Origin of the sequence: Alkalicoccobacillus gibsonii (assembly GCF_016798245.1) — a bacterium.
GTDB lineage: Bacteria > Bacillota > Bacilli > Bacillales > Bacillaceae_D > Alkalicoccobacillus > Alkalicoccobacillus gibsonii.
Genome location: NZ_JAEUZA010000002.1, coordinates 137,543 through 158,649, shown reverse-complemented (window position 1 = coordinate 158,649; position 21,107 = coordinate 137,543). Strand labels below are relative to the sequence as shown.

22 protein-coding genes are annotated in these 21,107 nt (G+C 39.3%); 3 read left to right on the top strand and 19 right to left on the bottom strand.

The window, feature by feature from the left end:
- Nucleotides 1-30 precede the first annotated feature (30 nt).
- From JNO66_RS07655 to yeiL, 5 genes are all read right to left on the bottom strand, one after another.
- Nucleotides 31-1,686 (bottom strand): ABC transporter permease, encoded by a 1,656-nt coding sequence (locus JNO66_RS07655; protein ID WP_203087678.1) that lies wholly within the window; start codon nt 1,684-1,686, stop codon nt 31-33.
- 1 nt (nt 1,687) lies between these two features.
- Complete coding sequence (locus tag JNO66_RS07650) at nt 1,688-2,782, bottom strand: ABC transporter ATP-binding protein (protein ID WP_203087677.1); 1,095 nt, start codon at nt 2,780-2,782, stop codon at nt 1,688-1,690.
- 67 nt (nt 2,783-2,849) lie between these two features.
- Nucleotides 2,850-3,875 (bottom strand): extracellular solute-binding protein, encoded by a 1,026-nt coding sequence (locus JNO66_RS07645; protein WP_203087676.1) that lies wholly within the window; start codon nt 3,873-3,875, stop codon nt 2,850-2,852.
- 147 nt (nt 3,876-4,022) lie between these two features.
- Nucleotides 4,023-5,543, bottom strand: coding sequence for a malate:quinone oxidoreductase (locus JNO66_RS07640; protein ID WP_203087675.1), 1,521 nt, complete (start codon nt 5,541-5,543; stop codon nt 4,023-4,025).
- A 241-nt stretch (nt 5,544-5,784) separates the two neighbouring features.
- Nucleotides 5,785-6,450 (bottom strand): transcriptional regulator YeiL, encoded by a 666-nt coding sequence (yeiL, locus tag JNO66_RS07635; RefSeq protein WP_203087674.1) that lies wholly within the window; start codon nt 6,448-6,450, stop codon nt 5,785-5,787.
- A 79-nt stretch (nt 6,451-6,529) separates the two neighbouring features.
- On the opposite strand from yeiL, the gene JNO66_RS07630 reads away from it, so the two are divergent.
- Nucleotides 6,530-7,681: an MFS transporter gene (locus tag JNO66_RS07630; protein ID WP_203087673.1), complete on the top strand. Its 1,152-nt coding sequence runs from the start codon at nt 6,530-6,532 to the stop codon at nt 7,679-7,681.
- Between the two features lie 29 nt (nt 7,682-7,710).
- Here JNO66_RS07630 and JNO66_RS07625 read toward each other — a convergent pair whose 3' ends face one another.
- The gene (locus JNO66_RS07625; RefSeq protein ID WP_203087672.1) at nt 7,711-8,970 is read right to left on the bottom strand and encodes a hypothetical protein; all 1,260 of its coding nucleotides are present in this window, start codon (nt 8,968-8,970) and stop codon (nt 7,711-7,713) included.
- Nucleotides 8,971-9,049: 79 nt separating this feature from the next.
- Complete coding sequence (gene rhaM, locus JNO66_RS07620; RefSeq protein WP_203087671.1) at nt 9,050-9,364, bottom strand: L-rhamnose mutarotase; 315 nt, start codon at nt 9,362-9,364, stop codon at nt 9,050-9,052.
- 287 nt (nt 9,365-9,651) lie between these two features.
- On the opposite strand from rhaM, the gene JNO66_RS07615 reads away from it, so the two are divergent.
- Complete coding sequence (locus JNO66_RS07615; RefSeq protein ID WP_203087670.1) at nt 9,652-9,795, top strand: hypothetical protein; 144 nt, start codon at nt 9,652-9,654, stop codon at nt 9,793-9,795.
- Nucleotides 9,796-10,005: 210 nt separating this feature from the next.
- Here JNO66_RS07615 and JNO66_RS07610 read toward each other — a convergent pair whose 3' ends face one another.
- From JNO66_RS07610 to JNO66_RS07580, 7 genes are all read right to left on the bottom strand, one after another.
- A complete protein-coding gene (locus tag JNO66_RS07610) occupies nt 10,006-10,323 on the bottom strand; it encodes a DUF3139 domain-containing protein (RefSeq protein WP_203087669.1) in 318 nt (105 codons plus the stop codon).
- A gap of 52 nt (nt 10,324-10,375) precedes the next feature.
- The gene (locus JNO66_RS07605; protein ID WP_203087668.1) at nt 10,376-10,783 is read right to left on the bottom strand and encodes a hypothetical protein; all 408 of its coding nucleotides are present in this window, start codon (nt 10,781-10,783) and stop codon (nt 10,376-10,378) included.
- A gap of 82 nt (nt 10,784-10,865) precedes the next feature.
- Nucleotides 10,866-11,057, bottom strand: a complete 192-nt coding sequence (locus tag JNO66_RS07600; protein ID WP_203087667.1) for a hypothetical protein — start codon at nt 11,055-11,057, stop codon at nt 10,866-10,868.
- A gap of 84 nt (nt 11,058-11,141) precedes the next feature.
- Entirely contained in the window at nt 11,142-11,381 is a 240-nt protein-coding gene (locus JNO66_RS07595) for a CPCC family cysteine-rich protein (protein ID WP_203087666.1), read from the bottom strand.
- 438 nt (nt 11,382-11,819) lie between these two features.
- On the bottom strand, nt 11,820-12,152 hold the full coding sequence (locus JNO66_RS07590; protein ID WP_203087665.1) for a hypothetical protein: 333 nt from the start codon (nt 12,150-12,152) through the stop codon (nt 11,820-11,822).
- A gap of 207 nt (nt 12,153-12,359) precedes the next feature.
- On the bottom strand, nt 12,360-13,037 hold the full coding sequence (locus JNO66_RS07585) for an AIM24 family protein (protein WP_203087664.1): 678 nt from the start codon (nt 13,035-13,037) through the stop codon (nt 12,360-12,362).
- A gap of 16 nt (nt 13,038-13,053) precedes the next feature.
- Entirely contained in the window at nt 13,054-13,911 is an 858-nt protein-coding gene (locus JNO66_RS07580) for a LolA-like protein (protein ID WP_203087663.1), read from the bottom strand.
- 173 nt (nt 13,912-14,084) lie between these two features.
- On the opposite strand from JNO66_RS07580, the gene JNO66_RS07575 reads away from it, so the two are divergent.
- A complete protein-coding gene (locus JNO66_RS07575; protein ID WP_203087662.1) occupies nt 14,085-14,861 on the top strand; it encodes an SDR family oxidoreductase in 777 nt (258 codons plus the stop codon).
- Nucleotides 14,862-14,907: 46 nt separating this feature from the next.
- Here JNO66_RS07575 and JNO66_RS07570 read toward each other — a convergent pair whose 3' ends face one another.
- The 5 genes from JNO66_RS07570 to JNO66_RS07550 form a co-directional block, all read right to left on the bottom strand.
- Nucleotides 14,908-15,843, bottom strand: coding sequence for a carbohydrate kinase family protein (locus tag JNO66_RS07570; protein ID WP_203088384.1), 936 nt, complete (start codon nt 15,841-15,843; stop codon nt 14,908-14,910).
- 95 nt (nt 15,844-15,938) lie between these two features.
- Nucleotides 15,939-17,408: a glycoside hydrolase family 32 protein gene (locus JNO66_RS07565; RefSeq protein WP_203087661.1), complete on the bottom strand. Its 1,470-nt coding sequence runs from the start codon at nt 17,406-17,408 to the stop codon at nt 15,939-15,941.
- A gap of 20 nt (nt 17,409-17,428) precedes the next feature.
- Entirely contained in the window at nt 17,429-19,033 is a 1,605-nt protein-coding gene (locus JNO66_RS07560) for an ABC transporter substrate-binding protein (protein WP_203087660.1), read from the bottom strand.
- A gap of 16 nt (nt 19,034-19,049) precedes the next feature.
- Nucleotides 19,050-19,946 carry a carbohydrate ABC transporter permease gene (locus JNO66_RS07555; protein ID WP_203087659.1) on the bottom strand — a complete coding sequence of 299 codons (897 nt, stop codon included), beginning with the start codon at nt 19,944-19,946 and terminating at the stop codon, nt 19,050-19,052.
- A gap of 14 nt (nt 19,947-19,960) precedes the next feature.
- Nucleotides 19,961-20,944 carry an ABC transporter permease gene (locus JNO66_RS07550; protein ID WP_273753218.1) on the bottom strand — a complete coding sequence of 328 codons (984 nt, stop codon included), beginning with the start codon at nt 20,942-20,944 and terminating at the stop codon, nt 19,961-19,963.
- Nucleotides 20,945-21,107 lie beyond the last annotated feature (163 nt).

Sequence of the window (21,107 nt, the reverse complement as noted above, 5' to 3'; positions counted from 1 at the left end):
GCCACCTTGCTAAAAAGGTAGCCCTTTGACTTATAGATTCATTTCTTTTTTACCTGAAAGCTTAAAGAATAAGAGTAACGACAGGATAGAGGTAATGGTAAGAATCGCTGAGTAAGCCGATGCGTTGCCAAAATTCCCTCTAATAACCTCTGAATAGATTGAAACAGCTAGTGTTTGTGTATTACTTGAGTACAAAATAATAGATGCACTTAATTCACCGAGTATCGTAATCCAACTCATAATTGCACCTGCCAACACTCCAGGCATCATCATTGGCACAATGACTTTAAAGAAGGTTCTTTTTTCAGACGCCCCTAAGCTTACAGCCGCTTCCTCCATACTAGGGCTAATCTGACTGATAATTGCCGTACTTGAGCGAATGGTATAAGGCATACGTCGAATGACAAATGCTATGATCATGATAAGCGCCGTACCCGTTAAAAAGAAAGGACCATCATTAAAGGCAAAGACGAGTGCGATCCCAAGCACTGAACCAGGTATAACAAATGGTAGCATAGAGATCGTGTCTAGCATGGATGTAATGAGGTTTCGCTTTCGTACGGTTAAATAAGCGATCAAAATACCTACAATGACAATAATTACGATCGCAAAGAATCCTAATGTATACGTGTTCAAAATCATTGAAAGATCTCGATTAAATAAAATCGTTTCATAGTTTTGAAGGGAGAACTTACCCGTATATACTTGACCACCTGTTGTCTCCAAAAACGATGTGTAGACAACAACAAGCTGTGGAAGGATGGAGAGAAGCGCAATGACATAGACAACACCGTGACTAAGTACATTCTTCAGCCCATAGCTACGTTTAATTTCCATCGGTTTAAGAGCTGACATAGAATAGGAGTATTGTCTAGCAATGATACGTTGAATCATGAACAATGCGATCGTCACGATAATAAAGATCGCTGCTATAGCTGCTGCAAACCCTGCGTCTCCACCAACCTCACTCATAAATTGAGTATATATTAAAACAGGGATGGTTCGATACCCTTCTCCGATTAACATAGGTGTACCAAAATCTGCTATCACTCTCATGAAGACCAGTAATGAACTAGCTAAAATGGTAGGTGTAATAAGTGGCACAACAATTCTCATCACACGTTGAATCCCAGAGTAACCAAGGCTTTCTGCCGCTTCAATCAGAGAGTTGTCTAAATTTTTAAGTGCTCCCGAGATATAAATGAAAATTAACGGGAATGATTGCAAGGTTAAAACAAGTACAATTCCAGCAAACCCATAAATTCCGTCATAGTTCATATCAAACGTGTTATTTAGAAACTTCGTGATGACCCCACCTCTACCAAGCAATTGAATCCAGGCATAGGCACCGATAAATGGTGGGGAGATATATGAAACAACAACAAGAATTTGGATGGTTTTACTTCCAAATATTTTTACTCGTCTTAAAATATAGGCCAGTGGTAAGCCTATTATGACAGCAAGTATCGTACTAACAATCGTTACCTTAATACTGTTCCACAGAGTGACCCAATAGAATTTCCGTTCAAAGAAGTGAGCGAAGTGCTGCAGAGAAAATGTCCCTGAACCCGAATCATATACACTTTTATTCAAAACTAGAATAACAGGGAATAAAATAAATAGGGCAAAAAACAGCATGATAAAAAGCGTAATAAGGTTCCACCCATTCAGACTTTTTCGAAGCATGTTACTCACCTGCCTTAATCAACGTCATCTCGCTTACTTCATCAAATAGATTGATTAGCTTCGGTTTTATCTTTACATTAACAGCTGTTCCCTCAGGAATAAGAGCATGATCCTCTATATTTTGAACAACTTCAACCGTTTCTCCTGTTTTTAAGGTAACAAAATAGTGTGTATTAATTCCCAAGAATATCGTTTTATCTACTACCCCAGCAAGTGCGTTTGTGTCGGAGGTCACAATAAACTCCTGCGGACGAACAGATGCTAGTACCCGGTGCCCATCATCCACCGTTTCGCTCAGGTTCTCCATTTTTTCACGGTAGCCATCGTTAAATACAACAAAGCAACCTTCCTGATTCTTTTCAATCACACCTTTGATTACATTGGACGTTCCAATAAATTGCGAGACAAAGAGATTATTTGGTCTAAGATAGATTTCCTCTGGTTTGCCTATTTGTTGGATCACACCTTTATTCATGACCGCAATTCGGTCTGAAATCGCTAACGCCTCTTCTTGATCATGTGTTACGTAGACCGTTGTAATTCCAACCTTTTGTTGAATTTCCTTAATCGCATTACGCATCTCTACTCGTAGCTTCGCATCTAAATTTGATAACGGTTCATCCATTAATAGAACCTTTGGATTAATGACCAGTGCTCTAGCTAGCGCGACTCGTTGCTGCTGTCCTCCAGAAAGCTTTTCCGGTTTCTTTGCATGATGATCTTCAATTCGCACAACCTTCATCATTTCATTAATACGACTTTGCATGTCTTTTTTATTTGCATTTTGTGCTTTTAATCCAAATGCAATATTCTCGGATACCGTCATATGAGGAAAGATTGCATAGTTCTGAAAAACCATCCCCATCTTTCTTTTATTCACTGGTATGGAGTTAATAACCTGCTCATCGATCTTTATGGTCCCACCCTCAATGGAGTTAAAGCCAATGATCATCCTGAGCAACGTCGTTTTTCCACATCCAGATGGACCAAGTAAGGTAAATAGCTCTCCTGGTTTTATCGTTAAGGATAGACCATTAATTACCGTGTGATCCTCGTACTTTTTTACGACTTTATCAACATGTATTGCTACGCTCATCTATCTTCTCTCCCTTCGAACTCTGTTTAAGACATGCAGAGCTCGTAGACTCTACATGTCTCTATAATCAATTCATTGACTGTTCTAAAACATCAACATAACGTGCTGTAATTTCATCAGTATGTTCAATAATGTAATCCTCATCGTAGTCTTCAAAAAGTGAGATTTCGTCCTGTGGAGTCATATAGTCTGCCACTTCAATATTGTCGCGCAGAGGACGAACCGTAAGCTCCATCCCTGTCCGGCTTTGTACTTCCTCTGATAGAACGTAATCAATGAATTTCTTGGCTCCCTCTAGATTGTCAGTCCCTTTAATAATTTGAACGGACTGTCCAGGATAAACCACACCTTCTGTTGGAAAGACTACATCCACTGCAGCTCCACTTTGCATGTAATGAATAACTGGATCCTCCCAAGTCAGACCTACAACATACTCTCCATCTGCTACGCCTTTATGCACCTGCCCAGAGCTTCCCTGCACCTTTCCATCAAGGTTAGCCATGAACTCTTCTACGAAATTCCATGCTTCATCTGCCATAGGGTCACCGTCTCCAGCCGCATAGAGCATGGCAACAAGTGATTGAAATGCAGAGCTTGAGTTTACGGGATCACCAAAGGCAATACGACCTTTTAATTCAGGGTTTAATAAGTCTTGAAAGCTATCAATCTGAATGTCTCCAACTAAATCTGTATTAACGATAAATACAGTCGGATCAGAGAAGGCTGGAGAAAAGAAGCCCGTCGTATTCTTAAAGCCTTCCATCATAAATTCATCTTCAGGTGACACATACTCTTCGAATAAATCAGTTTTATCATGCAGCATGGTCACATCGGCCGCCCAAAGAATATCTCCTTGAGGATTATTACGTTCTGACTCAACCCGTGTAACCACTTCTCCTGTTCCAGCAGAGATCGTTTGAACCTTTATCCCTGTTTCTTTCTCAAAATTCGGGATTACGGCTTCATTCAAATTTTCACTTCGTGTAGTATAAATGACAAGTTCACCTTCACCAGAACCTGAACTAGACTCGCCACAGCCAGCCATAATGGCCACCGCTCCTGCAGTTAATACTGATAATTTAAGCGCTTTCATAAAATACCCTCCTCTTAGTAGCTAGCTCTATCGTATAGTAGGAACTAGATTGTCGAAATCCTAAAATTGATAAAATATATCCAATATCTTAAATGCCAAATAAAAAAGCTGATTGATTCATACTCAATCAGCTCGTGCCTTATATGATTATGCTTGCTTTAACAGATGAGAGCGTTTTGTCTTTGTCGGATCATTTAACTCCAATACTTCAGCTGTCGTTGCATGCACGCGATCCAGCAGCTCTTGGTTGTTCATCAACAATTGCCCGTAGGAAGGAACCATCTCTTTAATCTTGCCCTCCCATTCTTTCATATGAGTAGGGAAGCATCGCTTAATCACATCAAGCATCACGTGTACAGCGGTTGATGCACCTGGAGATGCGCCAAGTAATGCAGCGATGGAACCATCCTCAGCACTAATGACCTCTGTTCCGAATTGAAGTGTCCCTTTGCCTCCTGCTTCCGTATCCTTAATCACTTGAACACGTTGGCCAGCAATGACAAGATCCCAATCCTCTGTCTTAGCATTCGGAATAAATTCACGCAGGTCCTTCATTCGTTGCTCTTTGGATAGCATAACCTGCTGAATCAAATATTTTGTTAATGACATATTTTTTGCACCAGCTGCAAGCATTGTTACCAAGTTATCCGCTTTCACAGATGTGAAGAGATCTAATACGGATCCATGCTTGAGAAACTTCGGTGAGAATCCAGCAAATGGTCCAAATAAAAGCATTTTTTGATTATTAATAAAACGTGTGTCAAGATGCGGTACAGACATAGGTGGAGCGCCAACCTTAGCCTTTCCATACACCTTTGCATGATGCTGATTCACTACTTCTGGATTGTTACAGGCCATGAAGATTCCACTAACCGGGAATCCACCGATATGTTTACCTTCTGGGATACCTGATTTCTGAAGAAGGTGTAGACTTCCACCTCCTCCGCCAATGAACACAAACTTCGCTTTGTGCACTGCCGTTGTACCGCTTTCAAGATTACGTACCTTAACTTCCCATGATCCATCGTTCGTGCGCTTAAGATCCGTTACGATATGTTGATAATGCATATCCACACCTAATGATTCTAGGTGATCGAACATTTTGTGCGTTAACGAGCCAAAGTTCACGTCTGTACCTGTATCAATCTTCGTTGCAGCGATGTGATCCTCCTGAAGACGACCGTTCATCATAAGTGGGATCCATTCCATCAATTTCTCCGGATCCTCTGTAAATTCCATCCCTTTAAAGAGAGGGTTGTCTGAAAGCGCTTTAAAACGTTTTTTAAGAAAGTCAATATTAGCTTGCCCTTGAACCATACTCATGTGTGATAGTGGTTTAATGAATTCTTGTGGATTCTGAATTCGATTTTGACTAACCAAATACGACCAAAATTGCATTGATACCTGAAATTGCTCATTAATGTTAATGGCCTTGCTAATATCCATCGTACCATCGGGTTTTTCTGATGTGTAATTTAATTCACATAAGGCCGCATGACCTGTCCCCGCGTTATTCCATTCATTCGAACTTTCTTCACCTGCATTTGATAGCTTTTCAAAAACTGTCATCTTCCAGTTCGGTGCTAATTCTTTTAACAGTGCGCCCAACGTTGAGCTCATAATGCCAGCACCAATCAATATAACGTCCGTACTTTGTGTGTTCGTCATATATTTTCAGTCCTTATACGTTAAGATTCGAAGAAAAATGTTGAAATTGTACTTCTCTTATTGTACCACTTCCAGGACCAATTTAAAATATCACCCGCTTTTTTACATAAATGAACGTAAGGAAATGATGTATATTAAGGTGACTGCGCATAGTCAATTAGGCTCTTTACTCACTATATGTATTTCAGTACGATCTTGTTATTCTTGTAAATTTAAATGGGATTACTGTGGTATTAACCATTCATCTAAGCCCTTGAGCAAGTAATTGAAGTGCTTCATCATTGTGAATTCGATATGCCCTACCTTCTTTATCCAAATATCCCTTCTCACAGAATGTTTGTAGGACATGTAATAAATGTCTGTAAGATACTCCGAGATAATCGCATACGGTTACATGCTTCTCGCGATAAACCCCATTATCTTCCAGTTCTAAAATAAAGTGAGCGAGACGGTTTTCAAGTGGAAAGGCTTGGCTTTGAGAGGATTTAGTCGACATAAAGGTTGCCTTTTTGCTTAAAAAGATTGCAAGCTCCCGAAGAAAAACGACATCCTCTAAGAGTTTCGCTCTACAGGTCTTGAGTGGGATGCTATAACATACCGTTCGTGTTGAGGCTTGGATACCCTTGGAATAATAATCCTCATGAAGAAGCTCCATTTCACCAATATAATCGCCAGGCTTTACAAAGTTAATGAGAGAAACCTTCCCGTTTTGATGGGTCGTATAGATTTTTGCCTTTCCCTCTATCATATAAATGAGTGCATCCGGTTTTATACCCTCGCGCACAATCCATTCGTTTCGTTCAAATTCATACACAGTCATATGTTCATGAATTGGAAAAGAAAAACGATCCGCAATGGGATAGTGCTTTACGTATTGATTCATTCTTTCTACGGTCAACTTGTTCATATTCCACCTCAAATATGAGAAATCTCCTATTTTTAAATAGCTAATACATGATACCATGCTTAAGAACGGAGGTTGCTTCATGAATACACATCGTTGGATGAGCACGAACTTTTTTAGTTTCTTTTTCACATGGGGAATTTTCCTGCCTTTTTGGACAGGTTGGCTGGTTTATTCAAAAAACCTTTCAATAACAGATGCAAGCTTAATTATGAGTATGGGGTTGGTGGCACGTGGACTTTCTACGCTTTTTGCCTTTCCTTACTTATCGGGACGCTTCAGTAATAAGGTTGTACTAAAGGGAGCCGCAGTTGGTACCTTGGTTTCAGTCCTTTGCTATATCCCGTCTCAGACCTTTACTAGTTTGCTTCTCGTAACGATTTTCTTTCACTTTTTTTATCCACCACTCATGCCAATCTTGGATACAGCGGCAAGTCGTTTGGTGCAGAACAAACAATTAGAACACTATGGCAAAGCGCGCCAGTGGGGCTCAATTGCCTTTGTAGCCGCAGGGATCATTCTTTCTCTCTTTATTACAGCTTATAGTGAGGACGTCATTTATTATCTTTTCTTAGTAGGAATTGCTGTTCTTGTGTTCCTAGCTTTTCAAAAAGCACCGCCTATTTTGTCAGAAAAACCTGTCAAAAACCCAGCAATGACAAGTGGTTTGATGAAAATGTTTCATATGAAACATTTTTGGCTCGTTCTTCTGATTGTTGTTTTATTACAAGCTTCACATGCCTCTTACTATAATTATGGATACATTTACTTGCAAGATATTGGAGCACCAGCTTACCTCATTGGTGTGATCATTAATATAGCAGTGATGGCTGAAATTATCTTTTTCTCAACAGCAGATCGTGGCTTTAAACGGTTCTCAATAGGATCTCTACTTGCACTCGCTGCATTCGGGTCCTCGCTTCGTTGGATTTTGGTCTTTGCCTTTCCAAGTGTCGTTGTCTTTTCCATTGCCCAAATCCTTCACGCGTGCTCATTTGCCATGGCACATTACGCGTTTATGCAGTACTTAATTCGCTACATCCCGCAGCACCAAATTCCAAAAGTACAAGGCTTGTACTCAGCACTTGCTCTGAGCTGGAGCACCGCTGTCTTTACCTTATTTGGTGGATATCTATACGAAATCAAACCAGGATATGCCTTCTTAGGAATGGTTGTTTCCTCGATTCCAGCATTGCTGCTGGCTTTAAGATATCGGATGGTTGAAGATAAGTAATGATAAAGGAGAAGGGGGTAGCCCTTCTCCTATAAGTCTTTCTCATCCAAGACAGTTCCAGAATTGGCGAGAATAACTTTTTTACAGTCTAACTTACCACAGAATACAAAATGTTCTTCTTCCTCATCGTAGACATAGTAAGGTTCAAGAGTCATGTGCTTCCATAATGCATGGACGGCTTCTTCTTTGTGAATCTTTAGATCACCAAGCTTCTTGAATGATTCATACATCATGGCAAAGTCACTTGTATCCAAGATATTCAATACTTCAAAGTCTCGAGGATCAATCATAAAAACAAGTTTGGCTCGAAATCCCTTCTCCCTATTCTCAAATGGACGAACAACTGCTTGAAGAAGTCCCCATTCCCTATACATGAGTGAAAACATCCACTTCCCACTATCATTCGGGTAGAAGGAAGAAACATACTCTGCAACGACTTCCATTACTCTCAATTGAATATCCTTTGTAATTGGTTGAGCGTCTATGCTTTCTTCATTTTCAATTGCCGTTTTAATTGATACTTCACGGCTCATTGAGAATTCTGTTCTTACCATCTTACGTTCTCCTGCTTTCATCCATATCAATGGCTTGTTCATTTGAACATAAGGACGTTCAAGGAGAGAATAAGGGTATGTTTTCTTTAAGTCGTGCCGAACAAACAATTCCTCTATCATATAAACTTCATTTATAACTTGTTGTTCGAAGTTTGGAATTGCATACCGATCCACCTGATGTTCAAATAGATCATAAACATCCTCTACTTGTAAAAGATCCATCTCCTCCTTAGTTATTGCTCGACCGACAAAAACACCTTGCTTCGAAAATAAGGTCAACTGATTCTGCTCATTCCACTCTACCTGAATCAATCCTCCTGGATAGGTTGGAATCTCATCAATACAGCTTTTAAATGTATAACTTTGCTCTTTTTTTCGTTCGCGCATAAATGACTTTCGATAAATCAGTCCCGTCAACGCTTCAACCCATTTAATAACCTCAGTTTGATGTGAAAAGGAGTAAGATTGATCTGAAAAGGAAATACCTCCTGTGAAGTTCACTCGAGCAAATGTCTGTTCATGAATATCCAGCTCAATCGTCGCTGCCCCTTCAGGATAAACATCGTCTTCTGTTACACCATCAACACCTTTTGGCAGCCATTCCGTACATAACACATACTTTGTCTCATTTACCGCATTCACTTCCTGCAAAACGGTATGTTTGTGCAAGGTGTAGTTCGTTAAACCCCATCTACGCTCTATAAAGTCAATAAGATACTCAAGTCTTGAATTCATTCTTCCACCTTCGCATTCTCTTTTCTCTACTATAATTAAAAACCCGCCTATTTAGATAGACGGATTGAATAAAAAGATATCAAGCTAAATAAAACACTTCCTTCAATTCTTTAGCTACTGGACTATGATCATCATTCGTCTCCATTAGTGGCTCCATATAAGCCCACCACTTCTTGCAAATTTCAGTTTCTGATACCCGAGCGTAGAGTGCCTCATCCTCCACATGAAGGTAGGCAAATAATTGTCCAGTTTCCTCTAATAGAAAGATAGAATACTCACTAATGCCGTGATCCTTCAGCATCTTTTCCATCTCTGGCCATAATTCATCATGGCGTTTCTTATACTCTTCATATTGGTCTTTACTCACTTTCATAACGCTCGCTTTGCGTATCAATCTGACCACTCCTTTTTCCTTTTTAACATTGTAATCGTTTTCAAAAGTGAATACTATAGAACTCACATTGATGACTCTTTATTTGTATTCATGCCTTGCATTTACCAGTAAGTGGGGAAGCGAAGCAAAAATGTATTGACCTCATCGTTGTCCCTCGTCTACATGCACCCCTTACCCCACTTAATAACTTATGATAGAATGATAATTACCAAATCCCTATCTAATATAGGAACTACTTACTTAAGAAAGGGTTTTACGATGGCATAGCAGAAACATTAGAAAGGTTAATGGAGCATCTAGATTACGAGCAGCTTGAAGTGGATGGGGACATCTATGAAGAATATATACTTCACTCGATTGCAGATAAGAATGAAGAGGATTATATAACAAAAATTAGTGTGAGGGTAAAACCGAAAGAATCAAACAACTAAATCTCAAGAAATGAAACTCACGTATGAGCTAATAACAACACTCCAAGGACCAATCTTCATATATATACTCAAATTGCAGGAGGAAGTTAATGCTCAATTAGGTTTGAGCACCTTACCTTTAATAAGTCAAAACCTCTAAAAAATATGATGACACAAAGTAAATCTTACACAATAGGATTGTGTAAGATTCGCCTGGCATGTTTAATTTAATTACTCTACATGATTTCCTTCGCCATCCAAACTACCTGTTTGTCTTAACCCTTGTTTTTTGTTATAGATGTACTCATATTCTCTACCAGGTTCATCAGTGAATTCTACATAAGCATTATAGGCATTCTCTCTAGAATCTTTCCAACTATAAACCGTTCGTATATTCCTAATATCAGAAGCATCATACCCTTGATCTTCTATTAAATGAATATAAGTTGCGTCTCCCGTTTCATCAAGCATTGTTTGATCACCATTAAAGAACTTGTAAGTGAAGATTCCACCTATAATTAAGACCACTACAAAACTTGAGACGATCATAAAAGTGAGTTTCTTTATTTGAGTTCATCCTTTCAATCTTAAATTAGTATCGTTAGTCACCCATTAATATATCGTTCAATTGTTTTGAAAGATCTGCATCTAAAAGCAAAAAGCTCTCTGTATCGTTATTAAATCCTCTAGAAATGATAAATGTATTATCAATACTCCAAATAGACACATACATGATCAATGTTGATTCCGACGGGTTATCAATTTTAACAATATGAGCAGGTTCCTCACTAGGAATATTATCTGGTCGATTACCTGTATTTTCTGCTTCGGTTACAATCGACTTAAACTGTGTAATATCACCCTCATTAGTAATTACATCTTCAGAAAATATTACATTGTTTTCAGCATCGTACTCTCCAACAGATAGCTGTTCATCAGTTAAGTTGCAAGCTGCAAGAACGGAAGCACAAACTAAAACACCTGCTAGTTTTTTAAACATCTTGAACACACTCCAAAATTACGTTCATTATTTAATAGATCCTTATATCTACTTTGATTACTTCCTTTTAATCTAATAGTAGAATCCTAAGTCAATTTTCAGCACGATTATTTTGTTTAAATGAATCGATAAAGTAACTTATACCAGCGAAAAGCAAAAGAAATGTTAAAGTAATATCCCACCAGGATAAATACACACCTTTAATTAATTGAATGATTCCTGTTAATCCATTCATGATTAAAATGAGCGACAGAATAAAGAGAAACCACCTACTTTTAAACACACAAAATTCCTCCAACCATATAAGTCTAAAATAGCGACTTCATATTTCTCTAATAATTAAACTTAGGTATGTCCTAGTCTCATCTCATTTTGTTTTTGGTTTACACGTATATGGGATTAAATCTCTCTCACATGCGCCAAATGCTAAAAAGTTTCTTTTAGCCTCCTTAATTGTCACACGGTTAGCACCTAGTTCGTTTTGAAATGCATATTGGTAGTCGTCATCTTCCCAGTAACATACTTCACAGATGTCATATGTGCCAGGAGGTTCTTTTTCTAGTGTTTTGTAGCCGCAGCATAGACAAGCGAATTTTACTTGTATCATATGAATAGTGCATCTCCTTCGTCTACGAAGTAATGTTCACCTGTTACAGCATCAATGGCACGAACGTACCCTACTGTTCCAGAGAATGATGGTATGTAGCTAAGTGAGTAAATGTAAGTTTAAATGGGAAAAGGTTTGGATCTTCTTTACTATATTCTTCAATGTGTTCTCCTTTTATCTTTTTTCCAATCATACCACCACTTTAATTTGGATATTCTAAACTTTTTATATAGTTCTACTCATAAACCATATTGCATCATCTCAGAACTTGAGATAAAGTAACTAATCACCTTTATGGCACGTGAAATATTTGTAAGGTTACATTCAACTGCTTTTCCTTAAAATTCAATTGGATTTGACCATAATAAAAACACGCCAAACGTTAGATTTTCCTCTTACATGTTTGGCGTCCCGTTTATTAAGTAACTATTTTTTTAACTAATCGTTAAGCGGTTTAGATAATTTGGTATAGATTAAATCTTTACCTGCTAAACGTAATACATACAATAAAAAGGCATAAGCACAAGTAACAAAACCAACAATGATACCACCATAAACAAGAGATTCAAAAAGTATATATGTCAGTTCGAAATAACTCCATATTTGCCAAACTCCAACAGCAAACAATAGAGTGCCTAAATAACCCGCTAAATACTTTATTTCAAGATTTTTATTACGCAAATACTTAGTGTTTACAACTGATATCAAAATAGTGTTAAACAGGAAAATATACACCAGTCCAGTAGCGACATGAAATAAATATTGAATCAAAATGAAACACACTCCACAACTTTAGATTGATATCTGGCTCCTTCTTCTCCTGTATCCTTAATAAGGACTTCATTAAAGAAAGTATCGTTTGGTACTAGCTAACTCCTACAAGCCAGTTTACTACATCCTCAACACTATCTTAACTATATACTGGATACTCTCCTTTACGAAAAAGAAACGACTGCATAAGAGCCGTTTCTCAAAATCTTATTCCACTTCAAACCCCGGTTGCACAATAACAAACCCACTACCAGTAAATTTCATTTGGATCGACTCACCACTGCCTTTTCCGAGAAATGTCCGGTAACTAATATCTGTGTGAAATTCTGGCTTAAGGTCTCCTGACCAGGCAACTGTTGCGGTTGGATCAGTGTGCACTGGCTGATCTGGTGTCACTTCTAACGTCAACGGTTCAAAGTAAGTGGTGATAGCCACCTTCCCTCGACCGTTTAATGTGACGTTAAACAATCCTCCAGACATTAATCCAGCCATCTTCCGCATCATTTCAATATCCCATTCAACGGTTGGTTCAAATGCAAGCAAATCATTTCCGTTTACCGTAATCTGTTGGTTCCCAAGCTCAAGTATGGTAATTCGTTTACCCTGATCGGCAAGGAAGAGCCTGCCATTACCTGTTGCTTTCATGAGTTCCTGTCCTTCTGACGTAAATGATTTTTTAAAGGCACGACCTAACCCGTGTTCTAGAATGCGTTCACGCTCAAACCGGATTGTACCTTGGTAACTAATCATTGAGCCCATTTTAGACCATATCTCACCATCTAAATTAACCTCTAAAATTCGTTCAGACTGTAAAGCAAATGAATCCGTGGAGGTTATCTGCTGTTTGGTTCTACTTAAAAACTCGTCTACAGAATATGTTGTCATCTAACTGAGACCACCTTTAGTTATCCATATTTGAACTTAGCGTGTCTTCAAGCTCTCCATCGACGACTTCCACATCATCTGGTGCTTGAAAAAGAGATTCATCAAAATCAGGATTCACTTCATATTCAATAACTGCGCCCGAGCTGCTCGTATCTCCTGCCGAATGCTCCGCGTCCTCTACTGCAGTCTCACTTTCCATTTTGATTTCATAGAAGGTTTCTTGATCAAACCAATATTCCGTTACCTGTCCATCACGCTCTGCTTCAATATGATAGGTGGAGTAACCATTGATTTCTTCTTCACCAACGTAAGTCAACTCCGCATCTTCTAAAAGGGTTTCATACAAATTAGCCCAGTCTGACAAATCTTCTTGCGTCGGATCTATGCCTTGTTCGTAGCGAATGGCTTCCTCGTCTCCTTCATCGTATGTAATCGTAAGTGCTGGATCGTCAAGGTCGCTAAATTGATAAGTAGTCGGCATTTCATCAGAGAAGGCTTCACCATCTTCTTCACCCTCCGTTGAAAATTCCAGATCCATTCTAGTATATAATTCACCTTCGCGAATGAAATTCCAATGCGTTTCAGTAATAGAAGTTGAGATATCACCTTCAGGCACATCTTCCTGTTCGCCATCAAAAGCTACATTAACCTCTCCCTCTGACACCATATAAAGACTGGTTAATCCATCATAGAAAGCAATCGCTTCTTCTACGATCTCTTCTGCCGAAGGTGCATCCTCCGTATCTTCAGACACCGCTTCTTCTGTACCCGTTTCCTCTGTTTCATTTGCTGTTGCGGTTTGACTTTCGTCCTCGCTACCGCACGCCGCCAGAAAGACGGCACCTGTTACTGAAAGTACAATCGCCTTTTTCATTTAGCATTCCTCCCCTTTTAATCTCTCTATCCCCCTATTCACCAAGTTACTAGAAACTAAACTTTAAATTGTATGAATAACCTTTTTTTCCCTCAAACAATAAATGGCTTACTTTTTCGAGAAAAGGTTATAGAGAACTAGAACAAACTCTTATGAATAAAGGAGTGAGCTGAATGAGTATCATTGAGAAGTTTAAATTAACAGGACAGAAAGCGTACGTAACTGGAGGAGCAAGGGGGATCGGAAAAAGTATTGCCACAGCCCTTGCTGAGGTTGGGGCAGATGTTGCCATTGTGGACTTAGATGTGGAGGAAGCAAAGAAAACAGTAGCTTCCATTAAACAAGCAACCGGTACACATCCAATCGCGATTAAAGCCGACGTAACGAGTCCTGAAGATGTGGAACGAATGATTGGCGAGATTATGGGTGAGTTCGGTCGAATTGATATTGCTTTTAACAACGCTGGCATTTGTATTAATGCTCCCGCAGAGGAAATGACCTTCACGCAATGGAAAAAGGTTATAGATATTAACCTCACCGGTGTCTTCCTGACCTCCCAGGCAGTAGGTAAGGTTATGCTTGAACAAGGAAAAGGGACCATTATCAATACGGCATCTATGTCTGCTCATATTGTGAATGTACCTCAGCCTCAGGTTTCCTATAATGCCTCTAAAGCAGGGGTTATCCAATTAAGTAAGTCGCTTGCCGTGGAATGGGCGAAGAAAGGGGTTCGCGTAAACACAATAAGCCCAGGCTATATTGGAACAGAGCTTACACTCAACTCTCCCGACTTAAAACCACTCGTCAAGGAATGGGAGAGCGTGTCACCACTTGGTCGGATTGGAAAGCCAGAGGAACTGCAAGCCATTGCCGTCTATCTAGCAAGCGACGCAAGTTCGTTTACGACTGGTTCCGATTTTGTCATTGATGGCGCATTTACGAGCATCTGAAGCAAAAAGGGCCCCGTTATTTTAAATAGGGCCCTTTAAGTAACTTTTACATTTCCATGACCTCTTCTAGTGTCGGAATGGCCGTGATGGCACCTACTTTTGTACATACCAACGCACCAACCTTATTACTAAATAGCGTCATCTCCTCTAACCCTTTAAAATCCTTTATTAAACGAGTGTATTCATTTCTTTGTGCAATCTGATATAACATAGCTCCTACAAACGCATCTCCTGCCCCTGTTGAGTCTACAGAATGGATAGGTGTACTCGTAACAACCTTTGCATGAGTACCATTGGAAAGATATGTACCTTTTTCACCTAGAGTAACAGCAATAATCTTGGCTCCAAGGCTATGAAGATTGTTTACAGCGTCTTCATGAGCAGCTGTATCTGTGAGAATGAATAGTTCTTCTTCACTAACTTTTAGAAAATCAACATAAGGTAGACACTCTCTTACGCGTTTAATAAAAGAATTCATATCTTCTTTCCAAAGATCTTTACGAAAATTCGGATCAAAGGAGATAAATTGATGCTGCTCCTTTCCTTTTCTTATACTATTCATATAAGTGGAGAGAAATGGTTCACTTAGTAACGCTGTCGCAGAACCAAAATGGAGAATTGAAGCATTTGCTACTAGATTCTCATCTATCTCATTCTCCTCTAGATAGGCATCCGCTCCTCTGTTAAAAACAAAGTCCCTTTCTCCATCGCTCGTTAGAGACACGAAGGCCATGGTCGTAGGATGTACATGATCGTAAATAAGCATTGATGTATCAACCTTTAATTGAAGAAGAGTATTTTTTAGAAAATACCCAAACGGATCATTTCCCACTTTACCGATGAAGGATGCGTGTCCTCCTAATTTAGAGATGGTTGCACAAACATTTGCAGGTGCACCTCCAGCTTGCTTTTCAAAGTTCTTACCATCAACCAGATCTGAGTCCGTTTCTTTACAAAAAAAATCAATTAACAATTCTCCCATACATACAACCTGAGAACTAGTTTGTTCCACATTAACCGACCCCCTACTAATCAACCAAACTTAAGAGGCTCCACATAAATAGAGCCTCTTTACTATCACCAAATCGAAGCTAACTCTGTTATTGTAAAGTGCTTAACAACGATTTTCCCTTCTTTAGAGGCTAGAGAGATTTCTTGAGCTAACTCCTCCGGGAAGATCAAGCTGGTCATCGTTACTTCTCCACTGTTTGCAAATAGCTCGACGGAAGCACGGTCTAACAGAATCTTTAACTCAAGATTCCCTTCTTCGGTTTGAAGCTCCGCACTCTGGATGGTTGAGAACGAATCAGAGAATTGACTGTCGCCCGATTCCTCTCGGTTAAGTGAAAGTAATTCACGATTAGAATCATATGATATTGTTGTATTTTCTTCACGACTATGATGAAACGTCAGTTCAAAATGAGCTTTTTCCTCTAAGTCCATTTTTAAATGAAGCTCACATAACGGAGGAATTGATTGCTTGATCACATCATTCTCCATTATTACTTTTTGTTTGTGTTCAGTCACACTTTCTTTAATCGTTTCTAACTCACGTACGGGCTGTTGCATCAGTCTCACTTTGTTATGCACTGTTTTTAAAGATAATTCACGAGGAATGGTCATGGAACTTCTCCACACACTTGTAGGCACCTGATTAGCATATCTCCAATTACTCATCCAACCGATATACATTCTTCGACCATCTTGAATAGGGATATCTGACCAGCTCACTCCCGCATAGTTGTCTCTCCCGTGATCAAGCCACAAAATCGTATCATCACTATGGTTGTTTATAAATGTCTGCCCATCAAATTCACCAATAAAATATTGCGTTCTTGATCCTTCCTTATACTGCGGATTATCACCGATACTAACGATCATCACCCATTTTTGGTTCGTTTCATCCCCATCTAATGGGAGTGGGAACAGATCTGGACATTCCCATACTCCGTCATGAGAGCCAGCAGTCGCACCAAATTCACTAGCTCTCTCCCATTCAAGTAGATTGTCTGATGTGTATAAGGTAATGGATTGCTCTGTAGCGAGCACCATCACCCATTTCTTTGTTTCCTGATGCCAAAAAACTTTCGGGTCACGAAAATCGGTGATGCTTTCATCAACCAGAACTGGATTTCCTTGATACTTAATCCATGACCGTCCTTGATCTTTACTGTATGCTAGACTTTGCCTTTGTCTAGATCGTTCCGAATCTGGATATTGATCAGTATTTGTATAAACGGCAACCAGTCCTGGTTCATCTTCAAAGAATCCAGTCGTATTATTCCAATCAACGACGGCACACCCCGAGAAGATGACTCCATGTTCATCTGGATACAATGCGATCGGCATCTCTTCCCAATGGATCAAATCCTCGCTAATTGCATGGCCCCAGTGCATGGGCCCCCACTCTGTACCATGTGGATGATACTGAAAAAACAAATGATATTCCCCTTTAAAAAAGACCATACCGTTTGGATCATTCATCCAATTTTTTTTCGGTGAAAAATGAAATTGCGGGCGATACATTTCCTTATAAAGTTCGTGCATAATGAAAACTCCTTACTTTATTAATTTTCTTGTCTGTCATAACCAGCTTGCTTAATTTCCAACCACTCAGCCAACCCTAGGCGTTCTAATTCTGCTACGTAGTCATCCCATTCATCTTCTACTTTTCCATTTGTTATCCATTCGGACCGTTTTCGATTCACATAAGGAGTGAGATCCGCTTCAATTCTAGATAACCGATCCAATTCCTCTTCGTCAAAGAACACTCTCGGATAAATGTTGTCCGCTTGCATATGTGGAACCATGACTTCCTTCATTAAATCAAGTCTCCATGCCGCATCATCAGGCATGGTCGTAACGTCTCCAAAGTAGCTGTTTAAGATTGCGAGAGGTCCCCCTACATGCGTTTTTTCCCGTAGTTCAACTGGTGCCGTTCCATTTAGCGGACTATGCTTAAGCATCTCGTTATCTGCATCCCATTCGAAGATGTTTTGCTGCTCATCATCTCCATATGTGCCCCAGTTATTTTGAACGGATAGAACAGGCTCATAAAACTCATCAATCCATTTAGCAGTAAGCTCTAAGTTTTCATTTACACTTGTAATAACCATTCGAGCTCGATCAAAGCCCATTCCATTCGAACGAGTCACGTTTTTCTCACCATCTGGTCCTGTGAGCGGTTCCATTAAATCATACTCATCGTTCATACCCGTAATATTTGCTTTATCCCAAGTAAAGTAAAGTCCATATCTTCCTTCTTGGCCTTTGGCTACATACGCCGGCCATTCATGTTCAAACGCTTCAACATCTATTAGTTTTTCACTATAAAGCTCATGCATAAAGGAAATGGCATCGCTATAGCTCTCCTCAGCTGCAGTGAAAATGACTTCTCCATCATTCGTTACAACCGTATGATCATTATTATCTCCTAACCCAAACGAGTTAAATAAAAATCCAGGATCCTGCCCGCCATCGTTGATAATGAACGACATTGGTATGGTTTGACCATCTCCAGCTGGGTCATTATCTCGAAAAGCAATCAGTACTTCCTTTAATTCTTCTGTAGTGGTTGGTCTTTCTAACCCAAGTTCATCTAACCACTCAACATTGATCCAAGGAAAGTTATCTACAGAATGAATGCTTTCTTTGCCCTGACCTAGCTCCTCGATCCAAGGAAAAGCGTAGATATTTCCGTCAGGAGCTGTCATCATCGCTTTATATTCTGGTGCTTCTTCCAGAACAGCCTGTAAGTTAGGCATATACTGATCAATTAAGTCGTTTAAAGGGATAATCGCCCCATCATTCGCATACTTAAGAAGCTCATAATCACTAAATGCCGCATTTTTAATCGCGTCCGGCATCTCACCTGTAGCCAACGCCAAGTTTCTTCGTTCACCAAAAATCTCTCCTGTGAAGTTTCTCCATTCAATATGAACACCTGTTTTTTCTTCTAGTCGCTGGTAAATTAACTTCTCATTAGGATCATCAGCAGCTAGAGGAGAACTAGATGTAAGTACTTTTAACGTCACCCCTTCTTCTAATGGAAATTCAATATTTTCTAATTCATAGTCATCTGACCACGTTTGTTCTGAACCACTTGAACATGCCGATAACACTAGAATTGACGTTGGAATTCCTATAAACAGACTTTTCTTTAACGAGCTCATCTCTATTCCCCCTAAATTATTTTAATGAACCTACCATGACACCCTTCTCGAAGTACTTCTGGAAAAAAGGATACATGACTAATAAAGGCAAGCTAGCTACAACGATTGAAGAATATTTAATCATCTCTGCAATTCGTTGCATTTCTGCTCTTGCTAATTGATCTGAAATCATCCCTGGTTGCACTTCATTTTGAATCAGTATCTCTCGCAGAACTAGCTGCAACGGATACAACGAACGATCATCTAAATAAATCATTGCTTGAAAGTATGAGTTCCACTGTCCAATAAAGGCAAAGAGAGCTAAAACAAAGATGATCGGCTTAGCTAAAGGTAGAATGACCTTCCAAAAAATCATAATATCCGATGCTCCATCTATTCTTGCAGCCTCTTTTAATTCGTTTGGAATTCCTTTAAAGAACGTCCTGGCTAAAATTAAATTCCATACACCAACGGCCCCTGGTAAAATAATGGCCCAAGGAGTGTTAAGCAGTCCCATTGCTCTAACGACTAAATAAGTTGGAATCATTCCCCCATTAAAAAACATGGCAATTAAGAAAAAAACGACAAAAAACTTTTTCCCTACTAAATCATCAACTGAGAGTGCATAACCAGCTAGAACCGTGAAGGTAATCGCAACGAGTGTAAATCCAGAAGCATATAAGATAGAATTAATGAATCCCCTTACAATCGTACCGTCTTCAAAGATCCTAATATAACCGTCTATTGTCCAATGTGCAGGATCAAATGAAATTCCTTTTGTAAGAAGGACACTCGGTTGTAAGAAAGAACCGAGTAGAACATACAGCAACGGAATCGTTACAACTAAAACAACTAAGGATAGTAGAACCTTATTTAAAAGAAGAATCAGTCGATCCGTTTTTGAGCTATTGATTAATTGCTTATGCGAACTCATTTTGTTCCCCCATTCTAGTAAAGCGTCTCACCTCTAAGTTTCTTAACAACCGTGTTTGCGGTTACAAGTAGAAGTAATCCAATGACTGTATTAAATAACCCCACAGCAGCCCCAAAAGACCAATCTCCTGCTAGAAGCCCTCTTTTATAAACATACGTATCAATAATTTCAGATGCAGGCAGGTTTTGATCCGTTTGCAATAAGTAGGCTTTCTCGAAACCGACGCCCATGATTCCACCTATGGCAAGAATGAATAAAACAGCCATAATCGGTTTAAGTACTTGAAAATCAATATACCAGATTCGTTGCAATAAAGATGCTCCATCTATGGTTGCCGCATCGTGTAACTGTGGGTCAGAATTTGACAGAGCGGCTACATATACAATGGATGCAAATCCTGCACCTTGCCAAATTCCTGATGAAATAAAGATCGTCCGGAAATAATTAGGCTCTGACATAAACGATATGGGCTGATTAAGTAAGGGACTTAATATTGAATTAATAGGTCCAGCTGGAGATAACAAGATAAATAGCATCCCACCGATGACAACGGTCGAAATAAAGTAAGGTGCATAAATGATCAATTGAACATTCTTCTTAATTCTCGCTCGTCGAATCTGATTTAACATAATCGCCAATATAACAGGGATAGGAAAACCAATAATTAGTTCAAACGAGCTAAGCTTTATCGTGTTAATGAAGATCTGCATAAAGTTTGGAGAGGTCAGGAAGCTCTGAAAATGATAGAGACCAACCCACTCACTTCCTGAAATTCCTTTAATCACATTAAAGTCTTGAAAAGCAATTAAGACTCCATACATAGGAATGTAATTAAAGATAAAGACTGAAATGACAGCAGGAACCAGGAATAAATACAACACCCAGTTCTTCTTTACATAATCTAATTTGCTTCTCTTTCTCTTAGGAAACGTTGGAACCGTTTTGCGCTGTTCAGTCCCACTTTTCGCTTTGATAGCGGCTCCCATTTCTTTACTCACCCTCATCACCCTTTTTATATTCCAACATAAGATAACGCTTTCTTTGTTCAATATAGCAAGACTGGACCTCAAGACATTTCAATATTTTTGGTTTCAATGGTTTAAACTTTTTGGGGCTTACATGATTCTTTATATAAAAAAATAAGCCAAATGATCCGGAGAA